Source organism: Myroides odoratus (genome assembly GCF_965118575.1).
GTDB classification, from domain to species: Bacteria; Bacteroidota; Bacteroidia; order Flavobacteriales; family Flavobacteriaceae; genus Flavobacterium; species Flavobacterium odoratum_B.
On sequence record NZ_CBCPHW010000016.1, the window covers coordinates 1 to 24898 of the forward strand.

18 protein-coding genes are annotated in these 24898 nt (G+C 35.8%); 16 read left to right on the forward strand and 2 right to left on the reverse strand.

Annotation, left to right across the window (positions count from 1 at the left end; translation table 11 throughout):
- Positions 1 to 617: 617 nt before the first annotated feature.
- From ACMHJ2_RS13270 to ACMHJ2_RS13290, 5 genes are all read left to right on the forward strand, one after another.
- Positions 618 to 1094: a transcriptional regulator gene (locus tag ACMHJ2_RS13270; protein ID WP_413513343.1), complete on the forward strand. Its 477-nt coding sequence runs from the start codon at positions 618 to 620 to the stop codon at positions 1092 to 1094.
- A 5-nt stretch (positions 1095 to 1099) separates the two neighbouring features.
- Positions 1100 to 2254 (forward strand): efflux RND transporter periplasmic adaptor subunit, encoded by a 1155-nt coding sequence (locus ACMHJ2_RS13275; protein ID WP_413513344.1) that lies wholly within the window; start codon positions 1100 to 1102, stop codon positions 2252 to 2254.
- Between the two features lie 3 nt (positions 2255 to 2257).
- The gene (locus ACMHJ2_RS13280; RefSeq protein ID WP_413513345.1) at positions 2258 to 5401 is read left to right on the forward strand and encodes an efflux RND transporter permease subunit; all 3144 of its coding nucleotides are present in this window, start codon (positions 2258 to 2260) and stop codon (positions 5399 to 5401) included.
- Position 5402: 1 nt separating this feature from the next.
- Positions 5403 to 6812 (forward strand): efflux transporter outer membrane subunit, encoded by a 1410-nt coding sequence (locus ACMHJ2_RS13285; protein WP_413513346.1) that lies wholly within the window; start codon positions 5403 to 5405, stop codon positions 6810 to 6812.
- Between the two features lie 71 nt (positions 6813 to 6883).
- Positions 6884 to 7495, forward strand: a complete 612-nt coding sequence (locus tag ACMHJ2_RS13290) for a polysaccharide deacetylase family protein (RefSeq protein WP_413513347.1) — start codon at positions 6884 to 6886, stop codon at positions 7493 to 7495.
- Here ACMHJ2_RS13290 and ACMHJ2_RS13295 read toward each other — a convergent pair.
- Both ACMHJ2_RS13295 and ACMHJ2_RS13300 read right to left on the reverse strand, forming a co-directional pair.
- The gene (locus ACMHJ2_RS13295) at positions 7490 to 7783 is read right to left on the reverse strand and encodes a thioredoxin family protein (protein WP_413513348.1); all 294 of its coding nucleotides are present in this window, start codon (positions 7781 to 7783) and stop codon (positions 7490 to 7492) included. The two genes, ACMHJ2_RS13290 and ACMHJ2_RS13295, sit on opposite strands and share 6 nt — an antisense overlap.
- A 76-nt stretch (positions 7784 to 7859) precedes the next feature.
- Complete coding sequence (locus tag ACMHJ2_RS13300; protein ID WP_413513349.1) at positions 7860 to 9095, reverse strand: metallophosphoesterase; 1236 nt, start codon at positions 9093 to 9095, stop codon at positions 7860 to 7862.
- Between the two features lie 194 nt (positions 9096 to 9289).
- On the opposite strand from ACMHJ2_RS13300, the gene polA reads away from it, so the two are divergent.
- The 11 genes from polA (at position 9290) to ACMHJ2_RS13355 (ending at position 24683) form a co-directional block, all read left to right on the forward strand.
- Positions 9290 to 12097 (forward strand): DNA polymerase I, encoded by a 2808-nt coding sequence (polA, locus tag ACMHJ2_RS13305; protein WP_413513350.1) that lies wholly within the window; start codon positions 9290 to 9292, stop codon positions 12095 to 12097.
- A gap of 288 nt (positions 12098 to 12385) precedes the next feature.
- The gene (locus ACMHJ2_RS13310) at positions 12386 to 12949 is read left to right on the forward strand and encodes a 1-acyl-sn-glycerol-3-phosphate acyltransferase (RefSeq protein WP_413513351.1); all 564 of its coding nucleotides are present in this window, start codon (positions 12386 to 12388) and stop codon (positions 12947 to 12949) included.
- A gap of 149 nt (positions 12950 to 13098) precedes the next feature.
- Positions 13099 to 13710: a TetR/AcrR family transcriptional regulator gene (locus tag ACMHJ2_RS13315; protein WP_413513352.1), complete on the forward strand. Its 612-nt coding sequence runs from the start codon at positions 13099 to 13101 to the stop codon at positions 13708 to 13710.
- A gap of 321 nt (positions 13711 to 14031) precedes the next feature.
- Positions 14032 to 15174, forward strand: a complete 1143-nt coding sequence (locus ACMHJ2_RS13320; protein ID WP_413513353.1) for an efflux RND transporter periplasmic adaptor subunit — start codon at positions 14032 to 14034, stop codon at positions 15172 to 15174.
- A 9-nt stretch (positions 15175 to 15183) separates the two neighbouring features.
- Positions 15184 to 18342, forward strand: a complete 3159-nt coding sequence (locus tag ACMHJ2_RS13325; protein ID WP_413513354.1) for an efflux RND transporter permease subunit — start codon at positions 15184 to 15186, stop codon at positions 18340 to 18342.
- Between the two features lie 29 nt (positions 18343 to 18371).
- Positions 18372 to 19814, forward strand: coding sequence for an efflux transporter outer membrane subunit (locus ACMHJ2_RS13330; RefSeq protein ID WP_413513355.1), 1443 nt, complete (start codon positions 18372 to 18374; stop codon positions 19812 to 19814).
- A gap of 789 nt (positions 19815 to 20603) precedes the next feature.
- Positions 20604 to 21059: a 50S ribosomal protein L13 gene (gene rplM, locus ACMHJ2_RS13335; protein ID WP_413513356.1), complete on the forward strand. Its 456-nt coding sequence runs from the start codon at positions 20604 to 20606 to the stop codon at positions 21057 to 21059.
- Entirely contained in the window at positions 21059 to 21445 is a 387-nt protein-coding gene (gene rpsI / locus ACMHJ2_RS13340) for a 30S ribosomal protein S9 (protein ID WP_413513357.1), read from the forward strand. Before rplM ends, rpsI begins: the two co-directional genes overlap by 1 nt.
- 140 nt (positions 21446 to 21585) lie before the next feature.
- Positions 21586 to 22344 carry a 30S ribosomal protein S2 gene (gene rpsB, locus ACMHJ2_RS13345; RefSeq protein ID WP_413513358.1) on the forward strand — a complete coding sequence of 253 codons (759 nt, stop codon included), beginning with the start codon at positions 21586 to 21588 and terminating at the stop codon, positions 22342 to 22344.
- 106 nt (positions 22345 to 22450) lie between these two features.
- Positions 22451 to 23416 carry a translation elongation factor Ts gene (gene tsf, locus ACMHJ2_RS13350; RefSeq protein WP_413513359.1) on the forward strand — a complete coding sequence of 322 codons (966 nt, stop codon included), beginning with the start codon at positions 22451 to 22453 and terminating at the stop codon, positions 23414 to 23416.
- An 88-nt stretch (positions 23417 to 23504) separates the two neighbouring features.
- Positions 23505 to 24683 (forward strand): dicarboxylate/amino acid:cation symporter, encoded by a 1179-nt coding sequence (locus ACMHJ2_RS13355; RefSeq protein WP_413513360.1) that lies wholly within the window; start codon positions 23505 to 23507, stop codon positions 24681 to 24683.
- The last annotated feature ends 215 nt before the right edge of the window (positions 24684 to 24898 follow it).

The following is a 24898-nucleotide window of genomic DNA, read 5'->3' on the forward strand; positions in this document are numbered from 1 at the left end:
AGGCTCGAACTCGCGACAACCAGCTTGGAAGGCTGGAGCTCTACCAACTGAGCTACTTCCGCAATTGTGGATGCAAATATAAGGTATTTTTCAAATTTTATGCAAGAAATAAAAAGATATTTTTTTGCATTTAATCCATTTATTTTTCTTCTAGCACAATATCAAGGAGATATCTCTACGTTTACAACCTAAAATACCCCTCTTCTACCTTGTTCTTCTCCGATAATTGCACTTGTCAGTACAACCAAATATTACTTACTATTCCCCTTCCACATACCTGTTCAAACAAGAATCATCGCATGATAAACGGTTTTTAAATATCCTGAAATAAGAGTTTTAACTACTTAAATCCCTTCTCTTGGATTTAAAAATAAACAACAAAATCAGCCCGTACCATTTAATTTCCAAAAAAAATGAATTCTATTTTAAGAATTATACCATAAATAACCTAAAATAAAAAAATCTCCCTATTCTTCAATCTATTTTAACACTGGATTGCCATATTATGTAGACGCCATCTAAATAATTTAAGAGAACTTTAAGTCTGATTGGTTCGGAAAGAACAAAACTAACCATATCTTTGCAGAGGATTAATTATTATAAGAATTTAGTATATCATGCAATATGATCAAAAACTAGTCGATTTATTTCAAGACTTCTGTGCACATCATGAAGTGGTTTATCATTTCTCACCATTAACGGCGCAGATTTACACCTACATCATGTTCAACAACAACAGAGAGGGGGTAACTTTTGAAGAACTTATAGAGCGATTAAGTGCAAGCAAAAGCTCTGTATCTACAAGTTTAAATTTATTAATCAGTAACAATCAAATAGAGCATTTTAATAAAATCGATGAGAGAAAGCGTTTTTTTCGTTTAAACGCTAATTTCATTACGACCCGTTTAGAGTTAATCAAAACAATGTTAGACCGAGAACAAGTATTAACTTTAAAACTCAAGACTTATGCTGAAGAGGGGTTAATCAATTCCAATAATTGTCAAGCGAAAATGAAACTCTATATTGACCATTTAGAAAACAGTAAAATTCAGTTAACAAACACCATAGAAAAATTAAAAAGTACAAACCAGTAATTTATATGAAACGTTATTTGCATACTATCGTTCTTGGATCTCTATCATTTGCCGTAATTTCTTGCGGTAATAAAGATCAAGCACAAGGAGGTCAAGGCGCAATGCCTTACAAAGTTGTTCAAGTTCCAACACAAGATGTAGTTGGTTATACTTCTTATCCAACTACCCTACAAGGTAAAGTTACTAGTAGCGTTCGCGCCAAGATAACAGGATACATACAAGAAGTATATGTTGATGAAGGCGCTATCGTAAAAAAAGGGCAACCTTTATTCCGTCTTGAAACCAATGTTTTAACCCAAAATGCTGATGCAGGAAAAGCTGCTATTAGAAATGCTGAAGCACAAGTAAATGTAGCCCAAGTAAATGTTGACAAATTAGTTCCTCTTGTACAAAAAGGAATTATTAGTAATATCCAATTAGAAACAGCTAAAGCCAATTTAGCTAGTGCAAAAAGTCAATTAGCCGCAGCCAAAGCAGACTATAACAGCATCACGGCTAATATCGATTTCTCTATTGTAAGAAGTCCTATTGATGGTATCGTTGGAGCGATTGCTTTCCGTGAGGGAACTTTAATTTCTCCTAACGATCAAACACCTTTAACCGTTGTTTCTGATGATAGCGAAGTATTTGCTTATTTTTCAATGAATGAAAAAGAATATTTCAATTTCTTAGAAAAAATTGAAGGCAATACATTGAAAGAGAAATTAGCTCACTTACCTGAGGTAAAATTAACTTTGGCTAATGGTATGACGTATCAATCTCCTGGAAAAATTGAAACCATCAGCGGTCAAATTAATCCAACAACGGGAACGGTACAAGTACGTGCTGCATTTCCAAACAAAGAGCGCATTTTAAGTAATGGTAACAGTGGTACCTTATTAATTCCACAAACCTATAAAGATGCTTTAGTTGTACCAGAATCTTCTACTTTTGAGCAACAAGGTCAAATCTATGTTTATAAAGTAGAAAATGACACGGCAAAAGCAACGCCAATTGAAGTAATCGATCGCGTAAACAAATTGGCAATTGTAAAATCTGGAGTTGAAAAAGGAACAACCATCGTTGGTACTGGATTAGGTACTTTACGCAGTGGATCCGCTATTACACCAACACCAACTTCATTTGAATCGATCAACGAAAGCATCAAACCAACATTCTAAACTATGTTAAAGACTTTTATTGAAAGACCTGTTTTATCAACAGTTATTTCTATCCTAATAGTAATCTTAGGGGTGCTGGGTTTAACCGCACTTCCTGTAACGCAATACCCTGATATTGCACCTGCAACAGTACAGATTAACGCCAGTTATCCTGGAGCGAATGCTGAAACTGTAATGCAAAGTGTTATCATCCCGATTGAAGAACAAGTTAACGGGGTGGAAAACATGGATTACATTACTTCTACTGCCAGTAATGATGGTAGTGCGAGTATTCAAGTAATCTTTAAACAAGGGGTAGACCCTGATATTGCGGCAGTAAACGTTCAGAACCGTGTAGCTCGTGCTACACCGCTTTTACCTGCAGAGGTAACGCGTTCTGGAGTAACAACTCAAAAGCAACAAACGAGTGCTTTGATGTTCCTTTCTTTCTATTCTGACAACCCAAACTACGATGCGATTTACATCCAAAACTATATGAATATCAACGTTATTCCTGAGTTAAAACGTGTAAGTGGTGTTGGAGATGCATCCGCTTTTGGTTCACGTAACTATTCGATGCGTATTTGGATTGAGCCTTCAAAAATGAAAGCTTATGGTCTTGTACCTGCTGATGTTGTTGGTGTATTAAACGAACAAAGTTTAGAGGCTGCTGCGGGACAATTGGGTGAAAACAATGCAGAAGCCTTCCAATATGTAATCAAATACAGCGGTAAGTATAAAACGCAAGAACAATATGAAAATATTGTAATTAAGTCCCTAGCAAACGGACAAGTCCTTTTGCTTAAAGATGTAGCAAAAATTGAACTTGGGGCAATGTCATACGTAGGAAATTCGGAATTAAACGGACATCCTGCTGTTGCCATGGCAATTTATCAAACGCCAGGATCAAACGCCCAAGAAATTACCAAAAATCTACATTCGCAATTAAAGGATTTATCTAAAAACTTCCCTAAAGGATTACACTATACTGTGTTAATGGATACGAACGAATTCTTAGATGCATCCATTAGCAAAGTTGTTACAACCTTAATTGAAGCCTTTATCTTGGTATTCTTCGTTGTATATATTTTCTTACAAGATTTTAGATCGACGTTAATTCCATTAATTGCAGTACCTGTATCGATTGTTGGTACCTTCTTCTTCTTGAATGTATTTGGGTTTTCCTTAAACTTATTAACGCTATTCGCTTTAGTGCTCGCCATTGGTATTGTGGTGGATGATGCCATCGTTGTGGTGGAGGCCGTCCACGCCAAAATGGAAGCCACAGGAGAAGATGCCTTAGAAGCAAGTAAGAGTACAATGGACGAAATATCAGGAGCAATTATTTCGATTACTTTAGTAATGGCTGCGGTATTTATTCCTGTAACCTTTATTAGTGGACCAACAGGGGTATTCTATAAACAATTTGGTATTACGTTAATTATTGCCATTTTAATTTCTGCCGTAAACGCCCTTACCTTGAGTCCTGCTTTATGTGCTTTATTCTTAAGACACCATGACGTAGTAGACCATGGAAAGAGAAAAAACCTATTACAACGTTTCTTTAGAGCTTTTAATATTGCTTTTAATAGCATCACAGAAAAATATGGAAACTCATTTAAATTCTTATTGAAACACAAATGGGTAACTTTCATTATTTTAATCGCTTGTTTAGGCGTAACTTATTTTGCTGGTAAAACAATGCCAACCGGATTCGTACCGAATGAAGACCGTGGTTTTATCATGGGTAACATTGAATTACCTGCTGGTGCATCTCAAGACCGTGTGGTAGCCATTCAGAGAGAATTCTCAAAAATAGTAGAACAAATCCCTGGAGTTGAGGGAGTAACGGTAATATCTGGATTCTCTTTCATTAACGGTCAAGGGTCAAACTATGGTATGGCCATGATTAAATTGAAAGATTTCAAAGAAAGAAAAACACCCGAGTTAGCTACTGACGTTGTAATTGGAAAATTATTCGGTCTAGCAGCTACACAATTCCAAGATGCAAGAATGATTTTCTTCCAACCCCCAAGTATCCCAGGTTTTGGTATGTCTTCTGGTTTTGAATTAAAATTATTAGATAAAACAGGAGGTTCATTAGCTGATTTTGATCAAAAATCAAAAGAGTATTTAGGTGCTTTGATGCAACGTCCAGAAATTATGTATGCGCAATCTTCATTTAATACAAACTATGCCCAGTATGAATTAGAATTGAATGTAGCACGTGCAAAAGAATCTGGTGTTTTAGTAAGTGATATTTTCTCTGCTCTACAAGGCTATATTGGAGGAATCTATGCGGCAGACTTTACCCGTTTTGGTAAGCAATTCCGTGTAATGGTTCAATCTTTACCTGAATACCGTTCAGACGTAAATAGCTTAAGTGAAATTTACGTTAGAACAAATTCTGGCGCAATGGCTCCAATTACGCAGTTTGTTAATTTAAACAAAGTGTATGGTCCACAGTCTATTAACCGTTACAACTTATTTACCTCATCTAATATTACAGGTGCTCCAAAACCAGGTTACAGTTCTGGAGATGCGATTAAAGCGGTGCAAGAGGTTGCCCAAGAAAACTTGTCTGCAAGTTATGGTATTGACTTTACAGGATTATCTCGTGAAGAAATTAGTGCGGGTTCACAAACTATTGTAATTTTCTTATTGTGTGTAATCTTCGTTTATTTCTTATTATCTGCACAGTATGAAAGTTATATGTTGCCTTTTGCGGTAATTTTATCTTTACCAACGGGTATTATGGGAGCGTTCCTTGCACAAAAAATTGCAGGATTAGAAAACAACATTTACTTCCAGATTGCCCTGGTCATGCTTGTTGGACTACTCGCGAAAAATGCAATTCTTATTGTAGAGTTTGCAGTTCAACGTAGAAGACACGGTGAGTCGATAATAGAATCAGCAATTAATGGAGCTAAAGCGCGTTTACGTCCTATTCTAATGACCTCTTTTGCTTTCATCTTAGGTTTAATGCCTTTGGTTTTTGCAGGTGGTGTTGGTTATATGGGAAACCGTTCAATCGGTACAGGTGCAGCATTTGGCTTATTGATTGGTACTATAATTGGGGTTTTCGTAATTCCAGTATTGTATGCGATATTCCAATATCTTCAAGAGAAAATCAAACCAATCAAATTTGAAGAAATTAAGTCTGAATAAAATGAAAAAACAATATATATACAGAGCGATTCCTGTTGTAGTATTAGGCCTTACTATGCAATCTTGTATAGTTGCAAAAAAATACGATAGACCTGATGTAATTCAAGAGGAACAATATAGAGGTAACAATACACCTGACTCCCTTTCCATGGCAACTTTGTCATGGAAGGAGTTATTCTCTGACCAAACTTTAATTCAATATATTGAAACTGGTTTAGAAAATAACCTAGATATGCGTATTGCCATTGAGAATATCAATGCAGCTCATGCTTATATGCAACAAGGAAAATGGGGTTATGCTCCAACCTTAAGTTTAGGTGCCAATTACACGCATGGAATTATGTCTAAAAACACGCCAATGGGTCAACTTATGGGCGGTGGAGATAGAACAAAAACAGATCAAGTAGATATTACGGGTCAGTTTGCCTGGGAATTAGATGTATGGGGGAAATTGAGAAGTAACAAAAGAGCTTTTGCTGCGAGTTACTTGCAAACTGTTTCTGCTCAACAAGCAATAAAAACACAACTAATCTCTACTATTGCTACGACTTATTTCCAATTGGTTGCTTTAGATAAGCAAAAAGAAATTACAGAACTTACGATTGCAAATAGAAAAAACAGTTTAGAGACGATTAATGCATTAAAAGAGGCAGGACAAGTTGATGCAATTGCAGTAAAACAAACCCAAGCGCAGTTATATAATGCACAAGCGTTACTAGTTGATCTAAACAACAGCATTAAATTAACTGAAAACACATTTAGTATTTTAATGGGTCAAACACCAGGTGAGATTCACAGAGCTAAATTGAGCGATCAAAAAGTCAATGCCAATCTATCTGTTGGAATTCCAATGCAATTATTGGGTAACCGCCCAGATGTAAGAGCTGCTGAATATGGTTTAGTGAATGCTTTTGAGATGACAAATGTTGCGAGAGCTAACTTTTATCCTTCTTTGCGTTTAACTGCAAATGGTGGGCTTCAAAGTGCTCATATTGATGATCTATTCAATACAAGTTCTTTATTTGCTAATTTCATTGGCGGTTTAACTCAACCTTTATTAAACGGTAGACAAATAAGAACGCAACATCAAGTAGCTCAAACTAAAAAAGAACAAGCGTACTTGGAGTATAAAAAAGCAATCTTAACGGCTTCTAAAGAGGTTTCTGATGCATTATACACTTATGATAGTGCTACTGAGAAATTAGATTTAAAGCAAAAAGAATACGAAGCGTATCAATTAGCTACGCAGTATTCGGAAGAATTATTAGTTCAAGGGATGGCTACTTATCTAGATGTATTAACTGCTAGAGAAAGTGCACTTAATGCTGAATTAAGCTACATCAACACGGAATTAACACAACTTACTACTTTAGTTCAGTTGTATCGTTCCTTAGGTGGTGGAATAGAGTAACACATCAACACATCCATAGTGAAAGAGTGGTTCAATTTGTTTTGAATCACTCTTTTTTTTATCTTTGATATATGCGTCTATTACCCCTTCTCTTTCCCCAATACACGTGGCACAAAAACCACAAAGACAAAGTTGTTTACTTAACTTTTGACGATGGTCCTATTCCTGAAGTTACCGCCTGGGTATTGCATCTCTTACAGCAGCAACAGATTAAAGCTACCTTTTTTTGTATTGGTGATAATATTAGAAAACACCCTCAGCTATTTCAACGTATTCTTGCGGAACAACATCAAATAGGCAATCACACCTACAACCATTTGAATGGGTGGAAAAGTACATTGGAGGAATATGTGCTTAATGTTGACTTGTGCCAACAGGAGGTTTTAAAACACACCAAACAGCCTACCCTTTTATTTCGCCCTCCGTATGGGAAAATAAAAAAGCAACAAGGGGATTATTTAGTAAAAGAGGGATTTGAAATTATCATGTGGAGCATCATCACCAAAGATTACGAGGCAACCCTTAGTCCACAAAACTGTTTAAAACGGACGATTAAACAAATAAAACCAGGAAGTATACTTGTTTTTCACGATAGTGTAAAAGCAGAAAAAAATTTGAAGTACACCCTTCCTTTGCTCATCGAATACTTGAAGAAAGAAGGATATACCTTTTCCGTTTTATAAGGTATTTGTAACACTAATTAAAGCATCTACTTCCATTACCCCACTTTGTCTCCAAACCATTGCTCCTTTTTTATACAACAACATAGTGGGTACTTTCTTGATTCGCAAGGCATCTATTAACTCACTATTTTTTGCTACATCAATCTTTACAATACGCAATTGCTCTGCTCGAGCGGATGCAACTTCATAAATTACAGCGTCCATTGCGGTACAAGCATCATTCCATTGTGCATAAAAATAGACCAATACAGGTACGTCTGCTGTTACTAAATCTCCGAATTTTGACATAAAACTTTCAGTTAGTGATTTTACTTCTTCTTTAACAACCTATTCTTACAAAAATATTATATTTTATCAAAATAAACTATTTTTTCTTGCGCAATTCAAGCACCGTAATTTCAGGCCATATCCCTGTTCTTCCTTGATAAGCATGATACCCAAATCCGCGATTCACATAAATCATTTTTCCTAATTTTTCATACAATCCTGCCCATTGTTTATACACATATTGAATAGGACTCCATTTGATAAAGCCAGGGATTTCAATACCAAATTGGCTACCATGTGTATGTCCGGATAGCGTTAATTGGAAGTTTTTAGGATGTTCTAATATTTTAGCGTCCCAATGTGAAGGATCGTGACTCAATAAAACTTTAAAATCCTCAGCATCAACCCCATTTGTTGCTTGATCTAAATCCCCATATTTCATAAAATGAGCGCGTTCGCCCCAATTCTCTACACCAACGATTACTAGACTATCCGTTCCCTTTTGCAGTCGTACGTTTTCATTGCGCAGTAACTTAAACCCTAGTGCGGGACTCAACTTGCAAATAGCTTCAAAATTGCGTTGTTTTTCTTCTTCTGTTTTCCATTCGATGTATTCTCCATAATCGTGATTTCCCAAAATAGAATAGTTTCCAAATGGATGTTGTTCTATTTTTTTAAAAACCTCTAACCACGGAATCATTTCTCCTGCTAAACTATTTACCAAATCTCCCGTAAACAAAAGAATATCGGATTGCTGCTGATTAATAAGATCAACTGCATATTCCAATTTTTCTTGGTTATCGAAACTTCCAGAATGAATATCGGATAATTGTGTAATGGTAAATCCATCAAAAGCATCGGGTAAATCTTCAAAAGTTAAAACATGCTTATGTACTTGGAATTTATAACGACCTATTGTAATACCATATAAGACAGAGGCAAAAGGAATCGCTGCAATACCAAACGCCAATTGGGTAATAAATTTTCTTCGCTCTGGTAAAAAAGAGGATTTATCAACGGTTTTTTCTCGTTTACTATATTGAACAATTCCACGAATGATTCGAATTACATCTTCTAAAATAAGCAAAAGGGTAATTAGTACTTTCGGCAGATAAAATAGAATAATCAGAGCAGCAGCTAACATGGATTGATGATTTTGTCCCGATGACCGATCAAAACGCGAAAAACCATATACAATATAAGCAACAACTAACGCTGAACAAAGTAGGTAAAGTATTCTAAAAAAACGTTGACGAGTAATTTGTTTGACCGCCTGAAAAGTATAAAACTCCGCAAGGGCTAAAACAAATACTAAGGGTATTAAATTCCACATTCTAATAAGCTATAAACAACAAAGTTAGTTTTTTGTGTAAAGTATAAAAAAATCTTTAACAAACATTAATAAGTCTAGTAAAGTATTTTTCTTTCTCATTGCTTTTCAAGGTCAACTTTAAGGAATCCATACCCTAGGAAAAACAAATTCACTATCTTTGAACTTCATTCAATATTAAATAAAACCATCATTCAATGGCTCAACAAAAACGTCTTTTTTTATTAGATGCGTATGCTTTAATTTTTAGAGGGTACTATGCACTGATTAAAAATCCAAGAATCAATTCACAAGGATTAGATACTTCTGCTATTTTAGGGTTTATGAATTCACTTTTAGATGTTATTAAAAGAGAAAATCCCGATCATTTAGCAGTTGCTTTTGACAATGGAGGAAGTCGAGATCGCTTAGCTATTTTTCCAGAGTATAAAGCCAATAGAGACGTAACACCTGAAGCAATTAAGATTGCAGTTCCGTACATCAAAGAGATTTTAAAAGCGATGCATATCCCAATTATTGAAGTTTCAGGTTTTGAGGCAGATGATTTAATTGGAACTATTTCTAAACAAGCGGAGAAGGAGGATTTTAAAGTGTTCATGGTTACTCCTGATAAGGATTATGCACAACTTGTTTCAGAAAATATTGTGATGTATAGACCTGCACGAATGGGCAATGGCATTGAAATATGGGATGTCGAAAGAGTAAAAGAAAAGTTTGAAGTTGATCATCCGATACAAGTCATCGACTTTTTAGGGATGATGGGAGATGCAGTAGACAATATTCCAGGGCTTCCAGGCGTTGGTGAAAAAACAGCTAAAAAATTCATCAAAGAATACGGTTCTATGGAAAATCTTTTAGCTCATACCCATGAGTTAAAAGGAAAAATGAAAGAAAACATTGAAGCCAATAAAGAGAAAGGATTACTTTCTAAAAAACTAGCTACGATTATATTGGATTGTCCAGTAACGTTTCACGCTGACAGTTATATTTTAGAACAACCCGATGTTGAAAAAACAGATGCCTTATTCATTGAATTGGAATTTAGAAGAATGAAAGAGCAATTTGACAAAATTTTCTCTTCCAAACCTTCATCAACAGCGACTGCTATACCAACAGCTGCAACACAAGCACAAGACGAGCAGTTTTCTTTATTTGATAGTGCTGAAGGATCGACCTTTCAATCGCCTTATCAAACCTTAGAAACCACGCAACACGTGTATCAGTTGGTTCAAACACCAATGGCTATCCGCCTATTGATGCAACAGTTGATGCAACAACAAAGTGTGTGTTTTGATACAGAAACAACAGGCTTAGACCCTCTAACTGCAGAGCTAGTTGGTATTTCCTTTTCTTATGAAAAAGGAACGGCTTATTATGTTCCTCTGACAGACAATAAAATTGAAACCCTTGCTACACTAGAACATTTCAAGCCTTTTTTCGAATCGGAAGTCATTGAGAAAATTGGTCAAAACTTAAAATATGATATCAAAGTTTTAAAACAATATGGCATCCTGGTCAATCATCCTCTGTTTGACACGATGATCGCCCATTATTTGATTAACCCTGATATGCGTCATAACATGGATGTATTGTCAGAAACGTATTTAAAATACAGCCCCCAATCCATTGAAACCTTAATTGGAAAAAAAGGAAAGAACCAAAAATCAATGCGCGAGGTTGATGTTGAATTGACGAAAGAATATGCAGGTGAAGATGCGGATGTAACCTTTCAGTTAAAGCAAGTATTCTTACCTCAACTAGAGGCTACACACACTATTAAATTATTTAGAGACCTTGAAATTCCATTGGTATCCGTATTAGCAGATATGGAGACTGAAGGTATTCGATTAGATGTTGATTTTCTTCAATCGTTATCGTCAACTTTAGACAATGATATTAAATCACTGGAACAAGCGATCTATCACAGTGCAGAAGAAGAATTCAATTTAGCATCACCCAAACAACTAGGAGAGATTCTTTTCGAAAAATTAAAAATTGGAGGTACAAAACCAAAGAAAACAAAAACGGGGCAATATGCTACGGGCGAAGAAATTCTAAGTGAATTGGCTCCGAAACACCCAATTGTAGCAGATATTTTAAATTGGCGTCAATTGATAAAGCTACAAAATACATATGTAGATGCGCTACCGAAGCAAATTAATCCAACAACCAATCGCATTCATACTGAATATATGCAAGCTGTGGCGGCTACAGGACGTTTAAGTTCAAACAACCCAAACTTACAAAACATTCCAATTCGCACAGAAAGAGGGCGATTAGTTCGCAAAGCATTTGTAGCACGCAATGAAGATTATCTATTGTTAGCAGCCGATTATTCTCAAATTGAATTACGCATTATTGCGGCATTAAGTCAAGAGCCCAATATGATTGAATCCTTTAAAAAAGGAGAAGATATTCACCGTTCTACTGCTGCTAATGTGTTCAATGTTCCTTTAGAAGAGGTAACCAAAGAGCAAAGAAGTCATGCTAAAACGGTTAATTTTGGAATCATTTATGGGGTTTCTGCTTTTGGATTGAGTAACCAAACTAATTTATCGCGTGCCGAGAGTAAAGAATTAATTGACACCTATTACGAAACCTACCCTAAACTAAAAGATTACATTGCTCAACAAATCGAGTTTGCGAGAGAGCATGGCTATGTGCAAACTATTTTGGGTAGAAGAAGGTATTTGAAAGATATTCACTCTCAAAATGCAGTCGTGCGCAGTGCCGCAGAACGAAATGCTGTAAATGCACCTATCCAAGGGAGTGCCGCGGATATCATTAAAATTGCCATGATAAACATTCACAAACGACTAACCAATGAGAATTGGAAATCTAAGATGTTACTACAAGTACATGATGAGCTTGTGTTTGATGCTCATAAAGACGAGCTAGAACAACTTCAGCTTATGGTCAAAACAGAGATGGAAAATGCGTTTATATTAGACGTTCCTTTAGTTGTTGATCTTGGCATTGGAGAAAATTGGCTAAAAGCACATTAATCCATTTAATCATACTTGGAACTATTTATAGCTTAGCTGTGCTTCTTCCTTCGCTTGCAGTAGCGATAAGAAGAATGCATGGTATTGGTAGCTACAGAAGGAGAAGAAGAAGATAAGGCGTATAGACCAGATCCAAAAGCTTAATCGTTTAGTCAAGATATAAAACACAAAAGGTTATCCAAATGGATAGCCTTTTTGCATTCTATATTCTGTAAAAGGAGAATCCACTTTCCTTTTATTTGGTAATAAAAAATAATTTACTTTTGTATTTCATTTTAATTCAATGCAATGAAGAAAGCACTTGGTAAATTCATGTTAGCTATTACAGGATGGAAATTAGTCGTTCACGATGAATCTTTTAGACACGAAAAAAAAAGTATTTTGATTTGTGTACCCCATACTACCAATTGGGATTTCTACTATAGTCTCGCTTGTTTTTGGATTTTGGGGATGCCTTTTAAAATGTTCATCAAAGATTATTACACCAAATCGTGGTTTGGTTTTTTCTTCAAAGCAATTGGTTGTATTGGTGTAGACCGAACTAAAAGTCAAAATTTAGTTGAATATGCAGTACAGATCATTCAAGAAACGGATGAAATTGCTTTAATCAATACACCAGAAGGCACCCGTTCCTATTCTGATAAATGGAAACAAGGTTTTTATCACATTGCGAAACAAGCGAATATTCCGATTGCCTTGTGTTATGCCGATTATCAGAAAAAACAGTGTGGAATTCTAAAATTAATTAAAGTCGACGACAAGTCCTTTGAGCAAGTATTAGATGAAATTGCACCCTACTATTCTCCCAAAATGGCAAAGTATCCAGAGAACTATAATCCCAAATTATATTAACTTCTGATGGTATACTGCTATAACAGTACACTCCTATAAAACAATACTTTACAAACAAAAAGCGTTAAAAAAAATAAAAAAATTACAATTTATTAAATCAAATAAAAAAATAAACGTACGTTTGCCTAACGTTGTTAGATAATTTAATTATGGCAAGTAAAGATCGTATTTTAAGACAAAAAGAAGAGACTAAAACTAGTATTCTCGATGCGGCGTATGCGATTGTGAAAGAAGAAGGATGGGAAGGTTTAAACATGCGTAAGATTGCAGATCGCATTGAATATACTGCTCCTATCATCTACGAACACTTTTCCAACAAACTTGCTATTTTACAAGAGTTATCGAACAAAGGATTTCTTACCTTATCCCATAAGCTTAAAGACGCTGAACAGTCCCACACTGACCCTACTCTACGTTTAGAGGCGATGTGGATTGCTTTTTGGAATTTTGCTTTTGAAAATAAAGAGCTGTATCAAGTTATGTATGGCGTGGAAATGAAATGTTGTGCTGAATTTTTCGCTTCTAACTCTGATAATCCGTATAACTTACTAAACAACGCGATTAAAGCAGTAATGAAAGAGGAGCAACCTACCGATATGGAAGTCAAACTAAAATATTATACTTTCTTCTCGGTTATCCATGGATTAATATCGATTAATCTAATTGGAAATGGCTTAGCAGATAACACAAACGAGCAAATCTTTAAAGATGCGGTAAATGCTATTATTAATTCATTGCACACTGGAAAATTAACTCCTTAAATTTCAACTCTAAATCTTTATCTATTTGCGCGTAAAAATTAACGCTGTTAGGTATTTTAACACAGTAAACTAAAATCCTTCCGTATACCATGTATCACACCTTTAAATTAACCTCTATGTTGGGTTTTTCTCTCCCTTTTACTTAACGATGTTATATTATTTAATCTGATTAAATAGCTTCGTTTTATTAACAACTCTCCTTTTTTTAATTTTCGATTATAGTATAATCGGTACATTCTTTATGGGAGTTATTCAACCTTCAACTTAACAATGTTAGATAATATAACCTTGTTTAATTACTTAAAAATCATTCTTTATACAATGAAAAAAACACTTCTTTTTGGTTTCCTTTTAACCTTGTTTTTACAAGGGTGTGTAGAAAAAAACACGCCTCAAGAAACCGCTCTTCCACAAGTACCAGTGCTTACACTTGAGACTAGTGAAGCCTTCACGACAAATGCTTATCCAGGCTCTATACGAGGAATTCAAGACATTGAAATTCGACCGCAAGTTGGCGGTATATTAGAAAGTGTGCATATAGATGAAGGCGCTTATGTAACAAAAGGACAATTGCTTTTTAAGCTTAATGACCTACCGTTTAAAGAGCAACTAAACAGCACAATAGCCAATGCAAGTGCCGCAAGAGCTACCCTATTAAACACCCAATTAGAGATTGATAAATTAACGCCGCTAGTAGCAAATAAAGTTGTTTCTGATTACCAGTTAAAAACCGCTCAAACTGCACATAAAATTGCTTTATCCAATCTAGAACAAGCTCAAGCCTTGGTAGAAAATGCAAAAATAAATTTAAACTATACCCGAATTGTGGCACCTGTTACGGGCTATATTGGTCGATTACCAAAACGCCAAGGTAGCTTATTGAATCCCGCCGATTTAGAAGCACTTACCACTTTGTCAAATGTAGAAAAGGTCTATGTTTATTTTTCATTAGGGGAATTAGATTTTATCCATTTTAAGAACCAAAACATTGGGATCGATTTAGAGGATAAAATAAAAAACCTTCCTGCTGTTCGTTTAGAACTAGCGGATAAAAGCATTTATGAAGAAACAGGAGTTATCGATGTAATCGACGGACAGTTTGACAAAAACACGGGTGCAATTATACTTCGCGCTACTTTCCCTAATCCAAAAAGAATTTTGCGCTCAGGCAATACTGGAAAAATACAACTGAACATTCCACACGCCAATGCTTTATTAGTACCTCAAGAATCAACGGTAGAAATTCAAGATAAAGTATTTGTATTTTATCTAGACTCCACGAATAAAGTTGTAAAAAAATCAATTGATATTATTGGCCGTACAGCACATCAATATCTAATTGGGACAGCACTCAAAGCGGGTGATCGCATCGTTCTAAAAGGTTTTGAAAAACTACAAGATGGCATGCAAATTCTTCCAGCAACAAATGCAGCAGCCAACACACTATCACCTTCAAAAAAATAATAAACGCTCATGTTTCAAAAATTTATAAATAGACCCGTACTAGCCACGGTGATTTCCATTTTATTGGTCATCTTGGGTCTCTTAGGCCTCTACAAGTTGCCTTTACAACAGTTTCCTGATATTGCGCCCCCCTCAGTAATGGTTACTGCTCTTTATCCAGGAGCCAATGCAGAAACCGTTTTACGCGCCGTTGCCCCTTCTTTGGAAGAATCAATCAACGGAGTAGAAAACATGTCATACATGACCTCAACAGCAAGTAACGATGGTTCACTTGCTATTATGGTGTATTTTAAATTGGGGACTGATCCCGATCAAGCAGCGGTAAATGTTCAAAATCGCGTAGCTCAAGCAACCAATCAATTGCCAACGGAAGTAGTTCGCGCTGGAATTACAACGAACAAACAACAAAATAGTTTGTTGATGGTTGTCTCTTTATATTCAGAAGACGAAACCCTATTTGACGAGACTTTTTTGGCAAATTATGCACAAATAAATATCATTCCCGAAATAAAAAGAATTTCAGGCGTTGGTCAATCGTCAGTGTTTGGGGGTAACAAAGATTATTCGATGCGTATTTGGTTAAATCCTTCGCAATTGGCGACCTATAATTTAACTCCAGATGAAGTTACTGCAGCTATTCAAGACAAAAACGTAGAAGCCGCGCCTGGTAAATTTGGAGAAAGTAGCAATGAATCATTTGAATATGTAATCAAATACAAAGGAAAATTAAATAAAGCTTCTGACTACGAAAACATCATTATCCGTTCCAATGCAGATGGTTCAATTCTGCGTTTAAAAGATATTGCTACCGTAGAACTGGGTTCTTATACCTATGGAAGTTCTACGAAAGTAAATGGCAAACCTGGAATCAATATTGGAACGATGCAATTAGCAGGTTCGAATGCAAATGAAATTCAAGTTGCTATTGATGAATTGATGCAAAAAGTTTCCAAAGACTTCCCAGAAGGAGTTAAGTATTTAATCTTATACAACACGAAAGATGCCTTAGATCAATCGATTAATCAAGTTATTTCAACATTGCTAGAAGCTTTTGTCTTGGTATTTATTGTAGTATTTCTGTTTTTACAAGATATACGATCTACCCTAATTCCCGCCATTGCCGTACCAGTAGCTATACTGGGTACCTTTTTCTTTATGATGCTATTTGGTTTTTCTATTAATTTACTCACCCTATTTGCTTTAATCTTAGCCATCGGTATTGTGGTCGATGACGCCATTGTAGTGGTTGAGGCGGTACACGAGAAGTTAGAACACACCAATTTATCGCCTAAAGCAGCTACAAAATCGGCCATGAGTGAGATTACAGGAGCTATTATTTCTATTACATTAGTTATGTCAGCTGTATTCTTACCCGTTGGTTTTATGGAAGGTTCAACAGGAGTATTCTACAAACAGTTTGCTTTGACATTAGCCATTGCCATTATTATCTCTGCTATAAATGCCTTAACGTTAAGTCCTGCCTTAGCCGCTTTATTTCTTAAAAATAGTTCGCATAGTCTGGAGGATTCACCTGCTGAGAAGGCCACCTTTAAAGTGCGTTTCTTTCGAGGATTCAACTCTGGTTTTAATCATTTAACTCAGCGTTATCTTGGTGGAATTCGCTTGCTTATTCGCCATAAATGGATCAGTTTGGGAGGATTGGCCTTGCTTATTGTAGCGACAATCTTACTAATCAAGCAAACTAAAACAGGTTTTATTCCATCCGAAGACCAAGGATTTATGGCTATTTCAGTTACCTTACCTGGAGGTACTTCTTTAGCGCGTACCAAACAAATTATGGATCAAGCAGAAGCAGTATTAATGCAAATGCCCGCTGCAAAAACGGTAAATGCCATGTCGGGTTTCAGTGTCTTGACTCAATCGATGAATCCTTCTACAGGCGTTCTCTTTTTGTTATTAAAACCAACAAAAGAAAGGGGTGAAATTAGCGATATTCAGCAGATCATGAATGAGGTAAACCAAAAACTAGCCAGCGTGCAAGGGGCTAACTTTTTTGCTTTTACCTTCCCTACTGTTCCTGGATTCAGCAACGTCGATGGATTGGATATGGTACTGCAAGATAAAACGGGTGGTAGTTTAACGAAGTTTAGTGAAGTTGGCAATCAGTTTATAAGTACATTGATGGGACGTCCAGAGATTGCGGTGGCTTTCACTTCATTTAAAGCAGATTACCCCCAATATGATATGGAAGTAGATGAAGTTAAAGCTGCACAGCTCCAAGTCAATGTAAAAGATATTTTACAAACGATGCAAAGTTATTTCGGCTCTTCACAAGCCACCGATTTTAATCGTTTTGGCAAATACTATCGCGTAATGTTACAGGCACAAAAAGAAGATCGCTCAAACTTAAGTGCTATGGAGGGCATTTATGTGAAGAATAAATTTAACGACCCTGTACCCATCCAAACCTTAGTGAACTTTAAACGAGTATATGGTCCAGAAACAGCTTCTCGTTACAATTTGTTCAATTCAATTAGTATTAATGCGATTCCAAATCCAGGATTCAGTTCTGGAGATGCAATTAAAGCAGTTGAAGAAGTGGCTGCACAGCAATTACCTTCGGGATATACGTATCAATTTTCAGGTATGACAAAAGAAGAATTGTCTTCTGGAGGGCAATCGGTCATTATATTCACCTTGTCGTTGTTGTTTATCTTTTTTCTATTGGCCGCACAATACGAAAGCTATATCTTGCCTTTAGCCGTTATTTTATCTATCCCAACGGGAATAATTGGTGTTTTTATAGCAATTGGACTTACAGGAATTGAAAACAACATTTATATACAAGTAGCCTTAATTATGCTAATTGGTTTACTCGCGAAGAATGCCATCTTAATTGTGGAATTTGCATCACAGCGAAGACGCGCTGGAAAAAGTTTGGTTGTTTCCGCACTTGAAGCTTCGAAATTGCGTTTGCGCCCCATCATCATGACATCGGTGGCCTTTATCGCAGGTTTAATCCCAATGATGAGTGTAAAAGGACCTTCAGCGATGGGAAATCATTCGATAAGTATTGGTGCTGCTGGAGGAATGGTATCGGGTGTAGTACTTGGAATATTCATCATACCCGTACTATTTATTCTTTTTCAGTTATTGCATGAAAAAATATCAGGCATCGCTCATTTAAAAGAAGATACTGAAATTTAATTATTTATCATTTTAATACACATCAATCGATGAAAAAATATCCAATTAAAAGAATTGCTCTTTTAGTGCTAATGGTCATTCTAAATGCTTGTGGGGTTTCAAAGGATATTCAATATCCACAAGATAGTCTGCCAGAAAATTTTAGAACTGTTGCAACAGATTCCATTGCTATCGAATCAGGCGCAACAAAAGAAATAACAGTAGCTCAAATGCCTTGGCAAGCTTTTTTTAGTGAAGAACAATTACTTCATCTCATAGACCAGGCATTGCTCAAAAACAATCAATTGCAACTTGCAGTTAAGAATTTAGAAATTGCACAACAGCAATGGCAACAAGCAAAATGGGCCAATCTACCTGAACTAGCGTTAAATGCGCAGGTCAGCAGAAATCGTCCGTCAGAGAATAGCACCCTAGGACTTAACTTGAATCAATCCCTTCAAAAAAATCACATTGAAGATTATTCACTTCATGCGGGACTTTCTTGGGAAGCTGATATTTGGGGAAAGATAAAAAATGAAAAAAAAGAAGCTTTTAGCACGTATTTACAAACACAAGAGGCTCATAAAGCGGTCCAAACAGCCTTAGTTGCAGAAGTTGCCAAAGGGTATTACAATTTGTTGATGCTAGATTATCAACTAGTTATTGCAAAAAAGAATGCCGCATTAAGTGAGCATACCCAATCAATACTTGAATGGCAATATCAAGCAGGACAAGTAACGTCATTGGCGGTGGCTCAAGCAGAGGCACAAAAATTAAATGCGCAAAAACTCATTCCTATTTTTGAACAACAGATCCTAATTCAAGAGAATGTCTTGAGTACCTTAACGGGCACTTTTCCTACGTCAATTGAAAGAAGTTTCGATTTTATGCGTATGGTTAAGGATGAGAATTTACAAATTGGTTTGCCTGCTGAACTTGTATCAAATCGGCCTGATGTTAAACAAGCAGAACTGATGTTAGATATTGAAAATGCGCGTGTAGGCATAGCTAAAGCAGCTTTTTACCCTACCCTGCGAATCAGTGCTACCGCAGGAATCAATAGCTTTGAAACAAGCAATTGGTTTACCTTGCCTGCCTCTTTGTTCGGAACAATTGCCGGTGGTTTAACTCAACCTTTATTGCAAGGACGACGCATTAAAACACAGTACCAAATAGCTTTGATTTCACGTGAAAAAGCAGTTATACATTTCCGTGAATCAGTTTTACTGGCTGTTTCTGAAGTTTCAAATGCATTAGTAAGTCTTGATAAACTGCAAAGTCAACACTCCTTTTTACAAAATAGAACTGAGATTTTAGAAAAAGCCATACAAAAATCGACCCTATTATTTGACAGCGGCTTGGCTACCTATTTAGAAGTCATTGTTTCCCAAACTCTTTTATTAGAAAGTGAATTGGAATTGGCTCAAAATAAAAGAGATCAATTGGCTGCTCGCGTAGATCTATATCGCTCTTTAGGGGGTGGATGGCACTAATTTCACAACAACATTTAAGTATTAATTCAGTGATTCAATTCAATTTTTCCTTTTACTTTTTACTACCCTAAAAAGTGAAGTTTTATCCAACTACATCATGCTGTTTCAGCAATGATGTAGTTTTTTTTGCACCTAGCTTATATACCTCCTCAGTCAATTTCCAACCGAAGATTTAGAGAACCTCAACGACACCAACTTTTATTTAGTAGGATAGATGAATACACCGCTGAAACACCTCCTATCAAACGTTATTTCAGGCACGAAAGAATTGAATTAACGAAACGAGAACTTACGAAAACAGGAGAATAAACAAAGAAGAAGTGCAAAACCTAAACCCTTGCTTCTTTTCTCAAACTAGAAAAATCAAATTCCTACTAAAATATACGATATTTCCTTTTTTAAGGAGGATTATTGTGCGAAGGAAAGAACGGTGAATTTTGCTGAAAAAAGACTTCCCAACATCCATTTAACAAACCTGATTGGAAAACGCAAACAACAACTAAGGTTACCAAGAGAAGCACTCGTTTTGAAAGAATTAGCACTCGTTTATTTCAAAGACGAGTCGTAATATACCTCATTACAGATAGCAACAGATTGCTTAATTTAATTTTTTTAAATGCTAAGTCTGTCAAAAAAAAGGGCTATTTTTACTCAAACAAATTACAACTCAGCCATTTAATAGCTAATAAAAGCAAAAAACAGCTGTGTGAATTTGTATAATAAAAGAAAATATGTAATTTTGCACTCCCGTAATTGGGAATGGAATGTTTAATTAAATACAAAATTATTGTGGAAAGTTTAAGCTACAAGACTGTATCAGCAAACAAAGCGACTGTTCAAAAAGAATGGTTAATTGTAGATGCTGAAGGCCAAAATTTGGGTCGTCTTGCTTCTATAGTGGCAACACTTTTAAGAGGTAAACACAAAACAAATTACACGCCGCACGTAGACTGTGGAGACAACGTAATCGTTATCAATGCAGAAAAAATCAACCTAACTGGGAACAAACTAGATGACAAGACTTATATCCGTCATACAGGTTACCCAGGAGGACAAAGATCTTTAACTGCAAGAGTAATGCAACAAAAAAATCCTGCATTATTAGTAGAGAAAGCAATCAAAGGGATGTTGCCTAAAAACAAATTAGGATCACAACTATTCCGTAATTTAAATGTTAATGTAGGTAGTGAGCACAAACATGGAGCTCAACAACCTAAAGCCGTTAATTTAAACGAAGTTAAGTAATGGGAGTTATTCACAAAATCGGTAGAAGAAAAACCGCTGTTGCTCGTGTTTATGTTTCAGAAGGAACAGGAAAAATCACAGTTAACAAAAAAGATTTTACAACTTATTTCCCTACAGGTACTTTACAGTACAAAGTATTACAGCCTCTTACACTTACTGAGAACGCTGAAAACTTTGACGTAAAAGTAAATGTATACGGTGGAGGAACAACAGGACAAGCTGAGGCAGTGCGTATGGCAATTGCAAGAGCGATGTGTGAAGTTGATATTGAAAACAGAGCAATCTTAAAACCAGAAGGTTTATTAACGCGTGACCCACGTATGGTTGAGCGTAAAAAATTCGGTCAGAAGAAAGCTCGTAAGAGATTCCAATTCTCTAAACGTTAATATTTATTTATTATTAAAAAATCTAGGTTTTTGTTGCGCACTTGCATTTTTTGTAAGAAGTAGTTTAGCATCTAAATGGTTAAGACCGAGAAATCGCTACTAAATCATTGCTAAAGTAACAGAACGTAAACTATTAGAAAATGGCAAACAAAGTAGAAGTTAAAGAATTACTAGAGGCAGGTGTTCATTTTGGACACATGACTAGAAAATGGGACCCAAACATGGCTCCTTACATCTATATGGAGCGTAATGGTATTCACATTATCAATCTATATAAAACAGCAGCTAAAATTGAAGAAGCGAATGAAGCTTTGAAAAAAATTGCTGCATCAGGAAGAAAAATCCTTTTCGTTGCTACAAAAAAGCAAGCAAAAGATATCGTAGCTGAAAAAGCAGCTGCAGCTAACATGCCATACATCACTGAAAGATGGCCAGGTGGTATGTTAACAAACTTTATTACTATTCGTAAAGCTGTTAAAAAAATGGCTTCAATCGATAGAATGAAAAAAGACGGTACATTTATGACGCTTTCTAAGAAAGAGCGTTTACAAGTTGAGCGTCTTCGTGCAAAATTAGAGAAAAACTTAGGTTCTATTGCTGATATGACTCGTCTACCAGCAGCTCTATTTGTTGTAGATATTAAAGCTGAACACATTGCGATTAAAGAAGCACAAAAATTAAACATTCCGATCTTCGCTATGGTAGATACTAACTCTGATCCACGTCAAGTAGATTATGTTATACCAGCAAACGATGATGCTTCTAAATCAATCGATAAAATATTATCTTTAGTTACTTCTGCTATTATCGAAGGTAATGCAGAAAGAAAATCTGAAAAAGAAGAAGCTCCAGTTGTTGCAAAAGCAGAAACTGAGACTGAAGCTGAAGCTAAAGCATAATTTTTTAACAATATCATAAAGTCGTTATGCTGATAGATGTTTACCTTTGTATGCAACTGTCCATAACGACTTTTTTTAATTTATTAACTCTAAAAAGATTACTACAATGGCAAATATTACTGCTGCAGACGTAAATAAGCTAAGACAACAAACAGGTGCCGGAATGATGGACTGTAAAAAAGCTTTAGTTGAAGCTGAAGGAGATTTCGATAAAGCAATCGAGGTTTTACGTAAAAAAGGACAAAAAGTTGCTGCTAACCGTTCTGACCGTGAGTCATCAGAAGGTGCTGCTGTAGCTTTTGTTAATGCTGACAAAACTAGAGGTGTTGTTATTACATTAAACTGTGAAACTGACTTCGTTGGTAAAAACGATGGTTTCCAAGCTTTAGCTAAAGAATTAGCTGAAAAAGCAATCAACTTCAATACAAAAGAAGAATTCTTAGCTTCAGCTTACAATGATACAATGACTATTGCTGAAAAATGTATCGAGCAAACAGGCGTTATCGGTGAGAAAATCGAAATTGGTTCTTTCGAAGTATTAGAAGGTGCTTTCATCGGTTCTTATGTTCACGGTAACAAAATTGCTGCTATCACAGCTTTATCAGCAGCGGTAGCGAAAGCAGAAGAAATTGCAAAAGACGTTTCTATGCAAGTTGCTTCAATGGGTGCGGATACTTTATCTTACAAAGATTTTGATCCAGAATTCATTGCTAAAGAAACAGAAGCTCGTATTGCTATTATCGTTAAAGAAAACGAAGAATTAGTACGTTTAGGTAAAACACTTAAAAATGTACCTCAATATATTTCTTACGCCCAACTTACTGAAGAAGTATTGAAACAAGCGGAAGAAGATGCTAAAGCTGAATTAAAAGCTGAAGGTAAACCTGAAAACATCTGGGATAGAATTTTACCTGGAAAAGTGGCTCGTTTCATCAGTGACAATACAACTTTAGACCAAGAAAAAGCATTATTAGATCAAAACTTCATCAAAGATGAGTCTAAAAAAGTATCTGATTATGTAAATTCTTTTGGTATTGAAATCACAGGATTCAAAAGAGCTTCATTAGGATAATATTTTTCCTAATTAAATTAAATATTCAAACCTCAAGCATTTTGTTTGAGGTTTTTTCATTTTATTTCGTATTTTTAAAACAAAAAATATGAGATTTATCAAGAATAGTCTACTATTACAAATTGTAATAGCCATCGTAGTAGGAAGTGTTTTAGGGAATTACATCCCGGGTTATATCAACCGCATTTTTGTCACATTCAATGCCCTATTCGGCAACTTCTTAAACTTCATTATCCCATTGATCATTGTAGGGTTGATTATTCCTGCGATTGGAAATATTGGAAAAGAAGCAGGTAAACTATTATTTATCACTACGGCCTTAGCTTATATCTCAACCTTGCTATCTGGATTTAGTACGTATGCCGTGTCCATAGCTATTTTTCCAAAACTCCTTCGGGCGCAAACTTTGAACCTCTCCGTTGCAGAAGACCAAGTCATAATGCCCTTCTTTTCTATCGAAATACCTCCCTTGTTAGATGTCATGAGTGCGCTAGTACTTGCATTTATAATCGGAATATGCATCTCAAGAGGCCCCTTTACGTATTTAAAGGGTATTTTTAACGAGTTTCAGCAAGTTATCATGACTACGATAGAGAAGGTGATTATTCCTTTCTTACCGCTGTTTATTTTCGGTGTGTTTTTAAATATGACGTATACGGGTCAAGTGTATACTATTTTAGAAACTTTCATGAAGATTATTGGTGTAATATTTATTCTACATATTTTATTTTTAGTTTTCCAATATAGCGTGGCTGGAGCTATTGCCAAGCGAAATCCTTTTGCTTTAATGAAGAATATGCTACCTGCGTATTTTACAGCTTTAGGTACACAATCATCGGCAGCTACGATACCCGTAACCTTAGAATCAACTTTAAAAAACAATATAGACCCAAAAATTGCTGGATTTGTTATTCCCTTATGTGCAACCATTCACCTTGCGGGAAGTACCTTAAAAATTGTGGCCTGTGCGATTGCTTTGATGCTCATTCAAAATGCGCCCATTGATCCTTTACAAATGATTGGTTTTATTTTTATGCTAGGTGTTACAATGGTTGCCGCTCCAGGTGTTCCAGGTGGTGCTATTATGGCTGCATTAGGCGTTTTACAGTCTATATTAGGCTTCAATCAAGAACAACAAACCTTAATGATTGCCTTATATGTTGCCATGGATAGTTTCGGAACCGCTTGTAATGTAATGGGAGATGGCGCTATTGCAGTGATTATAGATAAAATTAGCGCAAAAAACCTAGCGACTACTGCGTCTTAAAATCAACCGGATATACCGATTAAATTTTAGTTGTAAAAAATAAAAAAAGTCAGTGGGATTTCTCTCACTGACTTTTTTATTTCTGTATTTCTTTGTACTCACATCTGCCTGCTCTTTATAACGCCCTAGTTTTATACCTTCCATATTCTCTGATCAATCGCATAAACAGCTGAGTTAGAATTAGAACGTTTAACAAACGTAACTATTTCTAATAG